Source organism: Acidovorax sp. ACV01 (assembly GCF_014851495.1).
Classification (GTDB): Bacteria; Pseudomonadota; Gammaproteobacteria; order Burkholderiales; family Burkholderiaceae_C; genus Acidovorax; species Acidovorax radicis.
In genome coordinates, this window is record NZ_JACUZT010000010.1 from 22160 (window position 1) to 37075 (window position 14916).

Sequence of the window (14916 nt, forward strand, 5' to 3'; positions counted from 1 at the left end):
GCCCCAACCATCCAAGGAGCAACGATGAGCACGATCAACTACAGCGAGAAGATCCCCAACAACGTCAACCTCGGCGAAGACCGCACGCTGCAGCGCGCGCTCGAAGGCTGGCAGCCCAACTTCATCAACTGGTGGGACGACGTGGGCCCCGAGGGCTCGACCGACCACGAGGTCTACCTGCGCACCGCCGTGAGCGTGGACCCGCAGGGCTGGGCACAGTTCGGCCACGTGAAGATGCGCGACTACCGCTGGGGCATCTTCCTGAACCCGGGTGACGCCAACCGCGAGATCCATTTTGGCGACCACAAGGGCGAGAAGGCCTGGCAGGACGTGCCCGGCGAGCACCGCGCCAACCTGCGCCGCATCATCGTGACGCAGGGCGACACCGAGCCCGCGTCGGTGGAGCAGCAGCGCCACCTGGGCCTCACGGCGCCCAGCATGTACGACCTGCGCAACCTGTTCCAGATCAATGTGGAAGAAGGCCGCCACCTGTGGGCCATGGTCTACCTGCTGCACAAGCACTTTGGCCGCGACGGCCGCGAGGAGGCCGAGGCGCTGCTGCAGCGCACCTCGGGCGACCAGGACAACCCGCGCATCCTGGGCGCCTTCAATGAAAAAACGCCCGACTGGCTGGCGTTCTTCATGTTCACCTACTTCACCGACCGCGACGGCAAGTTCCAGCTCTCGGCCCTGGCCGAAAGCGCGTTCGACCCGCTGGCCCGCACCACCAAGTTCATGCTGACCGAGGAAGCCCACCACATGTTCGTGGGCGAGTCCGGCGTCTCGCGCGTGCTGGCGCGCACCGCGCAGGTGATGAACGAGCTGAAAACCGACGACCCCGCCAAGGTGCGCGCCGCCGGTGCCATCGACCTGGGCACGGTGCAGCGCTACCTGAACTTCCACTACAGCGTCACCATCGACCTGTTCGGCGCCGACCAGTCGAGCAACGCGGCCATCTTCTACAGCTCGGGCCTCAAGGGCCGCTACGAAGAAGGCAAGCGCACGGACGACCACATCCTCAAAGGGCAGACGTACAAGGTGCTGGAGGTCAAGGACGGCCAGCTGCTGGAAAAGGACGTGCCCATGCTCAACGCCCTGAACGAAGTGCTGCGCGACGACTTCATCAAGGACTCGATGGCCGGCGTGGGCCGCTGGAACAAAGTGCTGGAAAAAGCCGGCATCCCCACGCGCCTGTCGGTGCCGCACAAGGCCTTCAACCGCCAGATCGGTGCGCTGGCTGGCATCAAGATGTCGCCCGACGGCCGCGTGGTGAGCGACGTGGAATGGGCAGCCCGCAAGGCCGAGTGGCTGCCCACCCCGGAGGACTTTGCCTTTGTCGCGTCGCTGATGGGCCGCGTGGTGGAGCCCGGCAAGTTTGCGGGCTGGATCGCGCCGCCCGTCATGGGCATCAACCGCCAGCCGGTCGACTTCGAATACGTCCGCTTCGGCTGATCCGCCCACTCACCAACACGCCACCGCAACCCCGCTGCCCCACGGCGGGGCCCCATGGGCCGGGGACCCCACGTATTTGCCGATAGCGCACCCCGCCCGCCTCCCGGTACAAACCACGTCACTACCGCGAGGCCTTCAGGAGAACACCATGGACATGGCCGTCGACGCCGCCGTCATCAAGCAGCACCTGATCGACCCCGAGATCTGCATCCGCTGCAACACCTGCGAGGCGACCTGCCCGGTGGGCGCCATCACGCACGACGACAACAACTACGTCGTGCGGGCGGATGTGTGCAACGGCTGCATGGCCTGCATCTCGCCCTGCCCCACGGGCTCCATCGACAACTGGCGCACCATGCCGCTGGCACGTGCCTACAGCATCGAAGAACAGCTCACCTGGGAAGAGCTGCCGCCCGAACTCACGCCCGATGAACTGGCCGCCGAGGGCCTGGCGCCCTCTACCGGGGATGCAGCGCAACCGTCCGCACCTGCGGCGGCCGTGGAGCCTGGCACGCAGGTGTTTCGTTCTGCCCAGTACGGCGCCACGGTACCGCCCTGGTCGGCTGCGCACCCCTACACCAACCTGTTCCCTCCCAGGAGCCCCACCACCGCCACCGTGGTGGGCAACTTCAACTGCACCGAGGCGGGCTTTGAGAGCGAGACCCACCACGTGGTGCTCGACTTCGGAAGCATGCCGTTCCCGGTGCTGGAGGGGCAGTCAATCGGCATCATCCCGCCCGGCACCGACGCGCTCGGCAAGGCGCACCACGCGCGCCAGTACTCCATTGCCAGCCCGCGCAACGGGGAGCGGCCCGGCTACAACAACCTGGCGCTGACCGTGAAGCGCGTAACCACCGACCACGACGGCAACCCCGTGCGCGGCATCGCGTCCAACTACATCTGCGACCTGAAGGTGGGCGACCAGGTGCAGGTGGTGGGGCCGTTCGGCAGCTCGTTCCTCATGCCCAACCACCCGCGCTCGCACATCGTGATGATCTGCACCGGTACCGGCAGCGCGCCCATGCGCGCGATGACCGAGTGGCGCCGGCGCCTGCGCAACAGCGGCAAGTTCGAGGGCGGCAAGCTGATGCTGTTCTTCGGCGCGCGCACCCAGCAGGAGCTGCCGTACTTTGGCCCGCTGCAAAACCTGCCCAAGGATTTCATCGACATCAATCTGGCGTTCTCGCGCACGGCCGGGCAACCCAAACGTTATGTGCAGGACCTGATGCGCGAACGCGCTGCCGACCTGGCCGCGCTGCTGCGCGACGACAGCAGCCACTTCTATGTGTGCGGCCTCAAGAGCATGGAAGAAGGCGTGGTGATCGCCCTGCGCGACATCGCCAGCGAAGCTGGCCTGGATTGGAACGCAGTGGGCGCTGCCCTCCAGCGCGAAGGACGGTTGCACCTGGAGACCTACTGACCCGCAACGCTGCCGGCCCGTGGGCTGACGGCAATGGAAGCAGGCTTGGGGTCGTGTGCCTCCAGCTTGGTGGGAGTGCGCACAAAATTTTGAGTGGAATGAGGCCCTAGCGCTTGATGGATAAGCGCAATAAGCTATTATTTTTATAGCATCAAAGTTTCCACCGCGCCCGCTGCGGTTGGGAAAAGTCGGGGGAAGAATGCCTCTTCCCCATCCCCCAAACGACGCACTTTCCTCCACGCACCACGCCCTCCCTGCCAAGACAGGGCACTGCACTGCGCCGGCGGCGTCCAGAAAGATCTCACGCTCCGCACAATTTTGCGCGCCTTGCAAGATGCTGAAACATGGCGTGCGTCTGCTTACGGCAGGTGGAAATAAGCCGACCCCCCTATAGGACAGGGACTACAGAAATTGTGCTGGTGCATTTTGAGAATGAATTCACACACGGCCCCCGTGTGCATATTTTTCCTCTTTCTTTCACCAGGAGATATCCATGTCCAGCAACAACCCCCAAGGCCAGAACCAGCACACCGACAACAGCGACTCCCAGCGCAAGAACCAGGGCAGCCGCCAGGCCGAGCAGAGCACCGACCCATCCAGCAACCGTCAGCAGGGGCAGACCGACCGTTCGGGTTCCAGCGGCAACCAGGGAAACCGTGAGCAGCACGGAGATTCTTCCCGCCGTACTCCCCAGAACCAGCGCTGATCCGCTGGCCGGTGCCATGCCGCGAAACTGACACAGGCTACAGGAGGAGCGCACGCCGAGCTGCAAGCCGGTGGTTTCGCATCCTCCTTGTGACCTCGGGCCGCCCTGCCTCCAACCCGAGAGCAGCGCGGCCTCTTTTTTTGACCTCCAGCTGCCGGCATTCAGTGCACCGCACCACCGCTTGTCTTTTCTTGCATTCAGCCAGCACCCTCTCTCATGAAAACCTCCAAGACGCCCTCCACCGACACGGCGGCCCGTGCAACGGTCCAGAAACAGAGGCGAATCCAGGCCGAGCAGGACCGCCACGACGCAGGCAAGCCGCCAAAGAGCAAGCCACAACCCGCGAAAGGCAAAGGAAGTCCACGGGCACCGGGGCCAGGTCACGCGGAACCGACACCTCCGCTGCCCAACCAGCACCTCACCAAACCAGGCCTTGAGGCCGACATGGAACTCCAGCCCAAGTTCGAGGCAGTCCACTACCGGGGCAGCGAAAAACTCAAAGGGTTCTCTACTCTGATCACCGGCGGCGACTCAGGCATTGGCCGCGCGGTTGCCGTACTTTTTGCCCGCGAGGGCGCGGACGTTGCCATTGCGTACCTGGCGGAACACAAAGACGCCGAGCAGACACGCCAGCTGGTTGAGGCCGAAGGTGGTCGGTGCATTCTGATCCCCGGCGACGTCAAAGACGCCGCATACTGCGCCGATGCCGTGCGGCAGGTGGTCAAAGCGTTTGGCAAACTCAATGTGCTGGTCAACAACGCGGCGTTCCAGGAGCATGCGGCATCCCTGGATGAACTGACGGCAGAGCGTTTTGACGAAACGTTCCAGACCAATATCTACGGTTACTTCCACATGGCCAAGGCAGCCCTGCCACACCTGCACCGGGGTGAATCGATCGTCAACACCGGCTCCGTCACCGGGTTGCGCGGCAGCAAGGAACTGATCGACTACTCGGCCACCAAAGGGGCCATCCATGCGTTCACCAAGGCCCTGGCCCACAACCTGGCCGACCAAGGCATCCGCGTGAACGCTGTCGTCCCCGGGCCGGTATGGACTCCGCTCAACCCAGCGGACAAGGCGCCAGACGACATCGAAAAATTTGGTGCAAAGACCCACCTGGGCCGCCCGGCGCAGCCCGAGGAGATTTCACCCGCCTACGTGTTTCTTGCAGCTCCGTGCTGCTCCAGCTACATCACCGGCACCGTGCTGCCGATCACGGGCAACGCCGGCGACGGCGCGTGAAGAGAGCACAGCCGCGCATCACGCCAGATCCCGGGTGGCCAGCGGTTCAATCCCGGCCCATTCCTCATCCGTGAACAGGCGCGAGCGGGTATGGAAAGCCTTGCCGGTGCTGCCTTCCAGCGAAAACGTGCCGCCGTGCCCGTCGATCACATCCAGGATGAGCTGCGTGTGCTTCCAGTATTCGTACTGCGATTTACCGATGTAAAACGGCGCGCCGCCCACCTGCCCCAGCAAGACATCCCCCGCCCCAATGGTCAGATCGGTAGGCAGATAGCAGTTGGCCGCGCTGTTGTCGCAGCAGCCGCCCGACTGGTGGAACATCACGCTGCCATGCTGCGCCTGCAGCTGCGCAATCAGCGCAAGCGCCGCGTCGGTGGCAATGACTCTTTCGACCATGGTGCTCTCCTGATGTGCCAACGCAAAAACTGCTGCAGAGCGACTCTGCCGCAGCGCTACCAGCGGTTCACAGGCCGTTCCTGGCTAGGCGTCTCTCCCGCAGACAGTAGCAACGCTACGGCAAGAGAGAGCAACGACGCCAGGGACGGTCTGTGGACCGCCACCCCGATCAGAAGAAGCCGAGTTTGTTTTCTGAGTAGCTCACGAGCAGGTTCTTGGTCTGCTGGTAGTGGTCCAGCATCATCTTGTGCGTCTCGCGCCCGATGCCCGATTCCTTGTACCCACCAAACGCTGCGTGCGCCGGGTACGCGTGGTAGCAGTTGGTCCACACGCGCCCGGCCTTGATCGCGCGGCCCATGCGGTAGGCCACGTTGCCGTTGCGGCTCCACACCCCGGCGCCCAGGCCGTACAGCGTGTCGTTGGCTATCGCCAGGGCCTCGGCCTCGTCCTTGAACGTGGTCACGGCCAGCACGGGGCCGAAGATCTCCTCCTGGAAGATGCGCATCTTGTTGTGGCCCTTGAACAGCGTGGGCTGCACGTAGTAGCCGCCTTCCAGGTCGCCGCCCAGGTGGGCCTGGCCGCCACCGGCCAGCACTTCGGCGCCTTCCTGCTTGCCCAGGTCGAGGTACGACAGGATCTTGGTGAGCTGCTCCTTGCTGGCCTGCGCGCCCATCATGCTGTCGGTGTCGAGCGGGTTCTGGTGCTTGATGGCGGCTACGCGCTTCAAGACACGTTCCATGAACTTGTCGTAGATGGATTCCTGGATCAGCGCACGCGACGGGCAGGTGCAGACCTCGCCCTGGTTGAACGCGAACAGCACCAGGCCTTCGACGGCCTTGTCCAGGAAGGCGTCGTCCTTGTCCATGATGTCGGCGAAGAACACATTGGGGCTCTTGCCACCCAGCTCCAGCGTGGCGGGGATGAGGTTGTTGGCGGCAGCCTGCGCGATCACGCGGCCGGTGCTGGTGGAGCCGGTGAAGGCGATCTTGGCAATGCGCTTGCTGGTGGCCAGCGGCATGCCCGCCTCGCGGCCGAAGCCGTTGACGATGTTGAGCACGCCGGGCGGCAGCAGGTCAGCGATCAACTCGGCCAGGATCAGGATGGAGATGGGCGTGGACTCTGCAGGCTTGAGCACCACGCAGTTGCCCGCGCCAATCGCAGGGGCCAGCTTCCAGGCCGCCATCAGGATGGGGAAGTTCCACGGAATGATCTGGCCCACCACGCCCAGCGGCTCCTGGATGTGGTACGCCACGGTGTTCTCGTCGATGTTGGAGAGGGCGCCTTCCTGCGCGCGCACGCAGCCTGCAAAGTAGCGGAAGTGGTCCACGGTGAGCGGAATGTCGGCGTTCAGCGTCTCGCGGATGGCCTTGCCGTTGTCCACGGTTTCGGCGTAGGCCAGCAGCTCCAGGTTCTGCTCGATGCGGTCGGCAATTTTCAGCAGGATGTTGCCGCGTGTGGCGGCGTCGGTCTTGCCCCAGGCATCGGCAGCGGCATGCGCGGCGTCCAGCGCCAGCTCGATGTCTTCGGCAGTGGAGCGGGCGGCCTGGGTGTAGACCTTGCCGTTCACGGGCGAGATGACATCGAAATACTGGCCCTTGACCGGGGCCACAAATTTGCCGCCGATGAAGTTGTTGTACTGGGCTTGGTAGGCGATCTTGGCGCCAGCGGCGCCGGGGGCTGCGTAAACGGTCATGTTGTCTGTCTCCGGTGGATTTGTGGACATCTGCTCGGCACACCGCGCCGCCAGATAGAGGACATGACTCAAAACCCGTGCCAACCCAGCCAATCTTCCAAGTGGTTGATTTTTATGGCTTTGTTTGCGTGTTCGCAAGAAAGCACAACCCATCGGCCGTTAAGGTGTCCGCTCCAGAACGCGACACCTGTCACGAAATGGAACAGTTGAAGCAGCCCCGCGGCCATCGCTATTGCCCTGGCCTCTGGCCACCGCCATACTGGCTTTCAAACAGGGCGCGTTCATGACGCCCGGGCAGGAGACAAACACCATGCGATCCACTTCCACATCTGTGGCACTGCGGCAAGCCCGCCAGCACCTGCTGGAATCGGGCCAATGCCCCAGTGGCCTCGTGGACGAGCGCCTGGCACGGTCGTGGCAGCGCAGCCTGGACAGCGGCCTGCTACCCACCGGGCGGCTGGGCAACCCCGACAACCTGGAACACCAGGCCTTGCGGCAGTTGCGCGGCCACCACCAGGAGTTGCTGGCGCATTCGCGCCCCGTGATGGAGTACCTGTTTGAGCAGGTGCGCGACAGCCAAAGCGTGGTGGTGCTGGCCAGCCCCTGCGGAACGCTGGTGGACACCTGTGGCGACGCCTACTTTCTCGGCAAGGCCGAACGGGTGGCCCTGACCAGTGGCGCTTCGTGGCACGAAAAGCAGCGCGGCACCAACGCCATCGGCACGGCGCTGGCCGAAATGGCGCCCGTGGAAGTGCATGGCGCGGAGCATTTTCTGGAGCGCAACGGATTCCTGACCTGCGCCGCCGCACCCATCCTGTCTGCCACGGGGCAGATACTGGGCATTCTGGATATCTCCAGCGAACACAGCCGGGGCAACCCCCACACGCTGGGGCTGGTCAGCACCGCTGCGCACATGATCGAAAACCGGCTGCTGGTGTCGGGCAGCCAACGCCATGTCCGCCTGCACCTGCACACCCACCCCGAGGGCATTGGCACCGTGGCCGAAGGCATCGCGCTGGTCTCGGAAGACGGCTGGGTGGTGGGCGGCAACCGCAGTGCGCTGGCGCTGCTGCGCCTTTCGGTGGCGCAACTGGGCAGCATCTCGCTGGACCAAATCCTGAATGTGGGCCTTGAAGAGCTTCTGGCGCGCCACCACCGCCGCCCCGACGCCCCCCTGTCATTGCGAAGGCACGATGGCGCCTCGCTTTTTGGGCAGCTTGTGCCTGACAAGCGCACGGTGCGGACCCTGGCCCCGTCCATGCCCACCCGCCCCCCCGAGGATGCGCTGGCCCAGCTGGACACCGGTGATGCCCGTTGGCGCGCAGCGGCCGCCAAAACACGGCGCATTCTTGGCAAGCCCATTGCACTGCTCATTCAGGGCGAATCGGGCGTGGGCAAGGAATGGTTTGCGCGCAGCGCACACCAAAGTGGCCCGCGCCGTGACGGCCCCTTCATCGCCATCAACTGCGCGGCAATGCCCGAGTCGCTGATCGAGTCCGAGCTGTTTGGCTACAGCCCCGGGGCGTTCACGGGTGGCCGGCGGGAGGGGCGTTTGGGCCTGCTGCGGGAAGCCCATGGCGGCACACTGTTTCTGGATGAGATTGGCGACATGCCACTGGCCCTCCAGACGCGGCTGCTGCGCGTGCTGCAGGAGCGGCAGGTGGTTCCATTGGGCAGCGGGCAGCCGGTTGCCGTGGATTTCGCCCTCATCTGCGCCTCCAACCGCAAGCTGCGCGAAGAGGCGGAACAGGGGCGGTTTCGCACCGACCTCTATTACCGGATCAACGGGCTGGCGGTCGAACTGCCCCCCTTGCGCGAGCGCACCGACTTTGAAGCGCTGAGCCTGCGCATGCTCCAGGACATTGAACCCGCCCGCCACCTTCGCCTGGCCTCTTCGCTGATGGCCGCGTTGGAAAAACACCGTTGGCCGGGCAATCTGCGGCAGTGCACCAGCGTACTGCGCACAGCCTGCGCCATGCTGGACGCGCACGAGGAGGTGATGGAATGGCACCACTTGCCGGATGACTTTCTGGAGGAGCTGCAGAAGGCTGACCGTTTCGCCACCCCGGCAACCATGGCGCGTCCGCCGCAAAACCTGGATGAACTGTCCCAATCGGCCATCCAGCAGGCGCTGGAGAGCTGCCGGGGCAATGTGAGCCATGCCGCACGCACCCTGGGCATCAGCCGCCAGACGCTGTACCGCAAGCTGGCCCTGCGCAAGGATCGCCTTGCCCACCCTGATTCGCGGCACCCCCACTAGGGCCGGCCGCCGGGGCGCTGACTTTCAGGCCAGCATCAACCGCTGACCGGCATGCTGACCAGACTCCAGCTGCGGAGCCGAACTGGAGAGCTTGAACGTAGCGACGGTGTCCACCAGCCTCTTGGACTGGATGCTCAAACTGGAGGCCGCTGCGGCCATCTCCTCCACCAGCGCTGCGTTTTGCTGGGTGGCCTGGTCCATCTGGTTCACCGCCACATTGACCTGGTTCACCCCTTCGCTTTGCTCGGTTCCGGCAGCACTGATTTGCGCCACCGTCTCCGTCACCCGCTCAATGGACGAAACCACCTCCTTCATGGTCTGGCCGGCGGTGCCGACCAGCATGGTGCCAGCCTCGACGCGCTCGACACTCGTGGCGATGAGCGTTTTGATCTCCTTGGCCGCTGCCGCAGAGCGTGCAGCCAGGCTGCGAACTTCCGAGGCAACCACGGCAAAACCCCGCCCCTGCTCCCCCGCTCTGGCGGCCTCCACGGCCGCATTCAGCGCCAGGATGTTGGTCTGGAAAGCAATGCCGTCAATGACACCGATGATTTCGGAGATCTTCTTGGAGCTCTCGTTGATGCCACTCATGGTGTCCACCACTTTCGACACCACGTCGCCCCCCTGCTTGGCGACCGTGGAAGCGTTTTGCGCCAGCACATTGGCTTGCCGGGCATTCTGCGCATTGGTTTGCACCGTGGAGTTGAGCTCCTCCATGGCGGCAGCCGTCTCCTCCAGCGCACTGGCCTGGTTCTCCGTCCGGGTGGACAGGTCGCTGTTGCCGATGGATATCTGCGCACTGGCCGCCGCCACCGTTTCAGACCCATTGCGCACCTGGCTGACGATCCGGGTCAACGAGTCCTGCATCACGGCCAATGCGGCCAGAAGCGGACTGAATTCGTCCCTGGATGCATCCACCACCGGCGTGGTCAGGTCGCCATCCCTGACACGGTCGGCCACGGCCTGCGACGCGGCCACCCGGCGCTGAAGGGTGGCGCCGATGTGCCACGAAAACAGCAGCAGCCCAATCCCCACCGCCACGACGGCACTGACCAGCGCACGCAAGGTCAGCCTGACGTCCCGCTCAATCTCGGCAAGGCTGGCCCCGAGCAGCTGGGACTGATGCTCTTTTTCCTTGGCAAGAACCGCCAGGACGGCATTGCGGGTGGGTATCGTGGACGCAACGAGAAAGTCAAATGCGGGCTCCTTCTTTCCTTCCTTGATCAATTGCAGGTTCTGTTCTGCAACCCGCCAGAAGGCTTCCAGCCCTTTGGACAATTCTGCGCTCAGGGCCTTTTCCGCAGCGGTGTCCGATGTCTGAAGGAAGCCCGCAAGGTCTTTGTCAATCAGGCGCTTTTTCTCGCCGATATCCGCCAGCGTGGCGGCCAGGTCTTCGGGTGTGCGCACCAGCATGGCATGGCGAACCTGCAAGGAAGCCCGCGTGACGTTCAGCTCCATGGCGCTTGCCTGAAGCTGGCGCGGTACCTCTTCCCGGGCCACGAGTTCGGTCTGGTGATTAACCTCACCCAGATAGACCCAGGCCAGCATGGCGATCCCGGCAAGCCCTGCAATCAGCAGGAAGGAAATGGCATGAAGACGTCTGGCAATGCTCATGGTGTCACCTCAGCAAGGATGGAATCTGCGTTCCGGGCGGCTCGGTACCGTGCTCACTGGCCTGCGTACCGATTGCGACAATTTGCAACCAACCGGGGCATCTTGGCGGATTGAACGCGCTTCTCGAATGCAGGTCAATGGGGGCGCCCCTGCATGGCAGGACACACATTTTCTGGCGCCTTAAAGCCACGGGGCTATGCTTTCCCCATGAGCCGCCGCAAGACCTTGTTGATCGTCTACCACTCGATGACCGATGGCACGCGCCAGATGGCAGAGGCCGCGCGTGCCGGTGCGTCTTCGGATACCGGTGTGGAGGTGCGGTTGCTGCATGCCGCGCAAGCAGGCGCCACAGATGTGCTGGCTGCGGAGGGGTTCATTTTTGCCACGCCAGAGAACCTCGCGGCCATCAGCGGGCAGCTCAAGGATTTTTTTGACCGCAGCTACTATGCGGTGCTCGACCACGTCAATGGCCGCCCTTATGCATGCCTGATCTGCGCCGGCAGCGACGGGCACAACGCGGCCAGGCAGATTGAACGCATTGCCACCGGCTGGCGCCTGCGGCCCGTCGCAGAGCCCCTCATTGTCTGTACCCATGCCCAGACGCCAGAAGCCATCCTGGCCACCAAAAGTATCCGCAGCGAAGAGCTGCAACGCTGCCGGGCCCTGGGCGAAGCGATGGCACAGGGAATGGAGCTGGGGGTTTTCTAGCCGGGTTGCCGCACCTGGCCACCGGCCGCGTGGGTTTTAAAACACTCCGCACACCATCTGAGACACGGTACCGGCCCCAGGGTAGCGCAGCAGCTGGCGCGAGATATTGCAGCAGACCAGATCACACAAGGCATCGACTGACTCATCCGTCAACTCGCCGCGCATGGCTACCAAGTCCGGCTTCTTCGCTGCACATGCCTTCGGAAGCATCGCATTGCGCGCTTACTTCACGTGATGATCGATGCCCCCAAAGCACACCTCCGCCGGTGCATCAAAACTCTTGGAGGCAATCGCCGCAGCCCATGGCAATCCACTGCCACGGGCTGGGCTCATGGCATGGCTACAGCAACGCCCCCACTTGCTGCGCCGTGGGCAACGGTGCCACGGCGCCAAAGCCCTGCACGGCCAGCGATGCCGCCGTGTTGGCATAGGCCACCGCAGCGGCTAGGTCGTCGCCCAGCGCCAGGCGCGCGAGCAGGTTGCCGTCAAAGCAGTCGCCCGCCCCCGTGGCATCCACCAGCGCCACGCTGCGGCCCGCCACACGCTGGCGCGGCACGGCGGGGTCGGCGCTGCTCAGCAACACCCCATCGGCCCCCAGCTTGACGACCACCGTGGCCGCGCCCTGCGCGTGGCCCCAGTCGGCAATCGCATCGGCATCGTGCAGGCCCAGCAGCGCGGCCATGTCATCGAGCCCCGGCAGGAAGATGTCGCACAGCGACACCGCATGCGCAATGCAGGCCCGCGCCCGCGCCAGGGGCCAGAGCTTGAGGCGCAGGTTGGGGTCGAACGCCACGCGCGCACCGGCCGCCCGGGCCACGCGCATGGCCTCGTAAGCCGTGTCGCAGGCCGAGGCCGACACCGCCAGCGAGATGCCCGACACATGCAGGATGCGGCACTGCTGCAGCACTGCGGCCGGCCCATTCGCCGATGCATCCTGCAACCACGCGGGTGCCATGCGGCTGGCGGCCGAGCCCGCGCGCAGGTAGCTGAACTCGTGCCCCGCTGCACCATGCGTCACAAAGTAGATGCCCGTGGGGTGCTGCGCATCGCGCTCCACCGCCGTGGTGTCCACGCCCTCGCGCGCCCACAGGTCCAGCAGCGCCTGGCCAAAGGCATCGCTGCCCAGGCGCGTGAGGTAAGCGGTGCGTGCACCTGCGCGGGCGGCGGCGATCACCGCATTGCTGGTGTCGCCCCCAAAGCCCTGCAGGTACTGCGGCTCGCCAGGGCGGGTCTGGTTGAACTCCACCAGCGCCTCGCCCAGCGCCACCACGTCCCACACGGGTTGTTTGGCCGCAGTCATGGCTCAGCCGCGCGGCTTGTAGGCCGTCACGTCGATCTCGACCTTGGCGTCGATCATCAGCCGCGACTCGACCGTGGAGCGTGCGGGGCGGTGGTCGCCAAAACACTCCATGTACACGCGGTTGAAGCTGCCGAAGTCGCGCGCATCGGCCAGCCAGACGCTGACCTTGGCCACATCGTCCAGGGTGCAGTCGGCCAGGGCCAGAGCGTCCTTGACGCGCTGGAACACCTGGCGCGTCTGCGCCTCGATGCCGCCGACCACCACCTGGCCCTGGTCGTCAGTGGGCACCTGGCCCGAGACAAAAACGAAGTCGCCGGCACGGGTGGCGGGCGAGAGGGGGCGTGCGAGGCGATCGGACGCGAGCGGCGCTTGGCCGAGGGTTTCTACTGGCATGGAAAACGCTCCTTTGAGTAAAGATATTACACACTTCCTTCCAGAAACGCCCATTTCGTTCGCAATTCTGGCATCGAATGTGCTTAGTTGTGTAATCCTATTACTTCGAGGTGTGCAATGCAAACGTCTGGAACCAACCTGGTGCAGCATCCGCTGCCAACGCCTGAACTGCGGGGCCGCCGCAAGCTGCTGGGTGCTGCGGCGCTGACCGCGGCCCTCACCCTGGCCTGCAGCGCCAGCTGGGCCCAAACGGCCGCCACCGCCCCAGTCAAGGGCGGTGCCGCCAACCTCGCCATGGTGGGCGAGCCCCAGGGCCTGGACCCCATGGTGAGCACCGCCGACCTGGTGGGCACCATCATGCAGCACGTGTACGAGCCGCTGTACACCTTCGACGCCAACTGGGCCATCGCCCCCATGCTGGCCGAGGGCCTGCCCACCGTCTCCAAGGACGGGCTGACCTACACCATTCCCCTGCGCAAGGGCGTGAAGTTCCACAACGGGCGCGAGATGACGGCCGACGACGTGGTGGCCTCGCTGCAGCGCTGGATGGAGCTGAACCCCCGTGGCAAGGCCGTGGGCAAGGAAGTGGCCTCGCTCACCGCCAAGGGTGCACTGGCGGTGGAACTGAAGCTGAAAAATCCTTACGCGCCGCTGCTGGCCCAGCTGGCCCTGCCCAGCGGCATGGCCGCCATCATGGCCAAGGAGAGCATTGCCCCCCAGCTCAAAGACTTCATCGGCACCGGCCCCTACCAGTTCAAGGAACGCCGCCCTGACCAGTTCACCGTGCTGGTGCGTTTTGACGGCTACGCCAGCCGCAAGGAAGCCGCCAGCGGTTACGCAGGCAAGCGCGAGGCCCTGCTGGATGAGCTGCGCTTTGTGCCCGTGCCCAGCGCCAACACGCGCGTCGAAGGCGCGCTCTCGGGCCAGTTCCAGTACGCCGACCTGCTGCCCGTGGAGGCCATTGGCCGCGTCGAAAAAGGCGCCCCCGCCGTGGTGCCCATCGTGACCAAGAACTTTGGCTTTCCCTACATCGTGTTCAACACCAAGGAAGGCGTGCTGGCCTCGCAGCCGCTGCGCCGCGCGGTGCAGACCGCCGTGGGCACGGGCGAGCTGCTGGCCGCAGGCTTTGGCGACAACCGCTTCTTTGTGGTGGAGCCCAACTTCTTCCCCAAGGGCACGCCGTACTACTCGGACGCGGGCAGCAAGCTCTACAACGAGCGCAACCCGCAAGCCGCCAAAGAGCAGGCGGCCAAGGCCAGCTACGGCGGCCAGCCCGTGCGCATCATGGCCAGCCGCCAGTACGAGTTCCACTACAACATGGCGCTGGTGATGTCCGAGCAGCTCAAGAAGGCGGGCTTCAAGACCGAGCTGCAGGTGGTGGACTGGGCCACGCTGGTGCAGCGCCGCAACGACCCCAAGCTGTGGGACGTGTACTTCACGCACTCGGGCCTGTTCCCCGAGCCCATGCTCTCGCCCCCGCAGCTGGGTGACGGTGCGCCGGGCTGGTGGGATTCGGCCGACAAGAAGGCCGCGCTTGCGGCCTTCAACCAGGAGACCAACCCCGCCAAGCGCGGAGCGCTGTGGGGCAAGGTGCAGCAGGTGGTGTACGACGAAGTGCCGTTCATCGAGGTGGGCAAGTTCAACGGTTTGTCGGCCCGCTCGGCCAAGCTGCAAGGCAACACACCGGCCATCTGGCCGTTCTTCTGGAACACAGGACTGGCCAAGTAAGCAGGGG

12 protein-coding genes are annotated in these 14916 nt (G+C 64.8%); 7 read left to right on the top strand and 5 right to left on the bottom strand.

The window, feature by feature from the left end:
• Positions 1–24: 24 nt before the first annotated feature.
• From boxB to IB243_RS23560, 4 genes are all read left to right on the top strand, one after another.
• Entirely contained in the window at positions 25–1452 is a 1428-nt protein-coding gene (gene boxB / locus IB243_RS23545; protein ID WP_192429637.1) for a benzoyl-CoA 2,3-epoxidase subunit BoxB, read from the top strand.
• A gap of 148 nt (positions 1453–1600) precedes the next feature.
• Positions 1601–2872 carry a benzoyl-CoA 2,3-epoxidase subunit BoxA gene (gene boxA / locus IB243_RS23550; RefSeq protein WP_192429638.1) on the top strand — a complete coding sequence of 424 codons (1272 nt, stop codon included), beginning with the start codon at positions 1601–1603 and terminating at the stop codon, positions 2870–2872.
• A 493-nt stretch (positions 2873–3365) separates the two neighbouring features.
• Complete coding sequence (locus IB243_RS23555) at positions 3366–3578, top strand: hypothetical protein (protein ID WP_010466559.1); 213 nt, start codon at positions 3366–3368, stop codon at positions 3576–3578.
• 216 nt (positions 3579–3794) lie between these two features.
• Positions 3795–4820 (top strand): SDR family oxidoreductase, encoded by a 1026-nt coding sequence (locus IB243_RS23560; RefSeq protein WP_192429639.1) that lies wholly within the window; start codon positions 3795–3797, stop codon positions 4818–4820.
• 18 nt (positions 4821–4838) lie between these two features.
• Here the strand turns inward: IB243_RS23560 and IB243_RS23565 are convergent, their stop codons facing one another.
• Positions 4839–5216, bottom strand: coding sequence for a DUF779 domain-containing protein (locus IB243_RS23565; RefSeq protein ID WP_192429640.1), 378 nt, complete (start codon positions 5214–5216; stop codon positions 4839–4841).
• Between the two features lie 169 nt (positions 5217–5385).
• Positions 5386–6909, bottom strand: coding sequence for an aldehyde dehydrogenase family protein (locus tag IB243_RS23570; protein WP_010466565.1), 1524 nt, complete (start codon positions 6907–6909; stop codon positions 5386–5388).
• Positions 6910–7219: 310 nt separating this feature from the next.
• On the opposite strand from IB243_RS23570, the gene IB243_RS23575 reads away from it, so the two are divergent.
• Positions 7220–9169 carry a sigma-54-dependent Fis family transcriptional regulator gene (locus tag IB243_RS23575; protein WP_192429641.1) on the top strand — a complete coding sequence of 650 codons (1950 nt, stop codon included), beginning with the start codon at positions 7220–7222 and terminating at the stop codon, positions 9167–9169.
• A 24-nt stretch (positions 9170–9193) separates the two neighbouring features.
• On the opposite strand, the gene IB243_RS23580 is transcribed toward IB243_RS23575, so the two are convergent.
• Positions 9194–10780: a methyl-accepting chemotaxis protein gene (locus tag IB243_RS23580; RefSeq protein ID WP_192429642.1), complete on the bottom strand. Its 1587-nt coding sequence runs from the start codon at positions 10778–10780 to the stop codon at positions 9194–9196.
• Between the two features lie 207 nt (positions 10781–10987).
• Here IB243_RS23580 and IB243_RS23585 point away from each other — a divergent pair, with 207 nt between their 5' ends.
• Positions 10988–11488 carry a flavodoxin family protein gene (locus IB243_RS23585; RefSeq protein ID WP_192429643.1) on the top strand — a complete coding sequence of 167 codons (501 nt, stop codon included), beginning with the start codon at positions 10988–10990 and terminating at the stop codon, positions 11486–11488.
• Positions 11489–11828: 340 nt separating this feature from the next.
• On the opposite strand, the gene IB243_RS23590 is transcribed toward IB243_RS23585, so the two are convergent.
• Both IB243_RS23590 and IB243_RS23595 read right to left on the bottom strand, forming a co-directional pair.
• Complete coding sequence (locus IB243_RS23590; protein ID WP_192429644.1) at positions 11829–12788, bottom strand: sugar kinase; 960 nt, start codon at positions 12786–12788, stop codon at positions 11829–11831.
• Between the two features lie 3 nt (positions 12789–12791).
• Entirely contained in the window at positions 12792–13181 is a 390-nt protein-coding gene (locus IB243_RS23595; RefSeq protein WP_192429645.1) for a RidA family protein, read from the bottom strand.
• A gap of 117 nt (positions 13182–13298) precedes the next feature.
• On the opposite strand from IB243_RS23595, the gene IB243_RS23600 reads away from it, so the two are divergent.
• Complete coding sequence (locus tag IB243_RS23600) at positions 13299–14909, top strand: ABC transporter substrate-binding protein (protein ID WP_192429646.1); 1611 nt, start codon at positions 13299–13301, stop codon at positions 14907–14909.
• The last annotated feature ends 7 nt before the right edge of the window (positions 14910–14916 follow it).

Excerpts from the sequence above, each read along its gene's own strand:
- IB243_RS23555 (WP_010466559.1), top strand. The coding sequence starts at position 3,366 with ATGTCCAGCAACAACCCCCAAGGCCAGAACCAGCACACCGACAACAGC.
- IB243_RS23580 (WP_192429642.1), bottom strand. The coding sequence starts at position 10,780 with ATGAGCATTGCCAGACGTCTTCATGCCATTTCCTTCCTGCTGATTGCA.
- IB243_RS23565 (WP_192429640.1), bottom strand. The coding sequence starts at position 5,216 with ATGGTCGAAAGAGTCATTGCCACCGACGCGGCGCTTGCGCTGATTGCG.
- IB243_RS23560 (WP_192429639.1), top strand. The coding sequence starts at position 3,795 with ATGAAAACCTCCAAGACGCCCTCCACCGACACGGCGGCCCGTGCAACG.
- boxA (WP_192429638.1), top strand. The coding sequence starts at position 1,601 with ATGGACATGGCCGTCGACGCCGCCGTCATCAAGCAGCACCTGATCGAC.
- IB243_RS23590 (WP_192429644.1), bottom strand. The coding sequence starts at position 12,788 with ATGACTGCGGCCAAACAACCCGTGTGGGACGTGGTGGCGCTGGGCGAG.
- IB243_RS23575 (WP_192429641.1), top strand. The coding sequence starts at position 7,220 with ATGCGATCCACTTCCACATCTGTGGCACTGCGGCAAGCCCGCCAGCAC.
- boxB (WP_192429637.1), top strand. The coding sequence starts at position 25 with ATGAGCACGATCAACTACAGCGAGAAGATCCCCAACAACGTCAACCTC.
- IB243_RS23600 (WP_192429646.1), top strand. The coding sequence starts at position 13,299 with ATGCAAACGTCTGGAACCAACCTGGTGCAGCATCCGCTGCCAACGCCT.
- IB243_RS23585 (WP_192429643.1), top strand. The coding sequence starts at position 10,988 with ATGAGCCGCCGCAAGACCTTGTTGATCGTCTACCACTCGATGACCGAT.
- IB243_RS23595 (WP_192429645.1), bottom strand. The coding sequence starts at position 13,181 with ATGCCAGTAGAAACCCTCGGCCAAGCGCCGCTCGCGTCCGATCGCCTC.
- IB243_RS23570 (WP_010466565.1), bottom strand. The coding sequence starts at position 6,909 with ATGACCGTTTACGCAGCCCCCGGCGCCGCTGGCGCCAAGATCGCCTAC.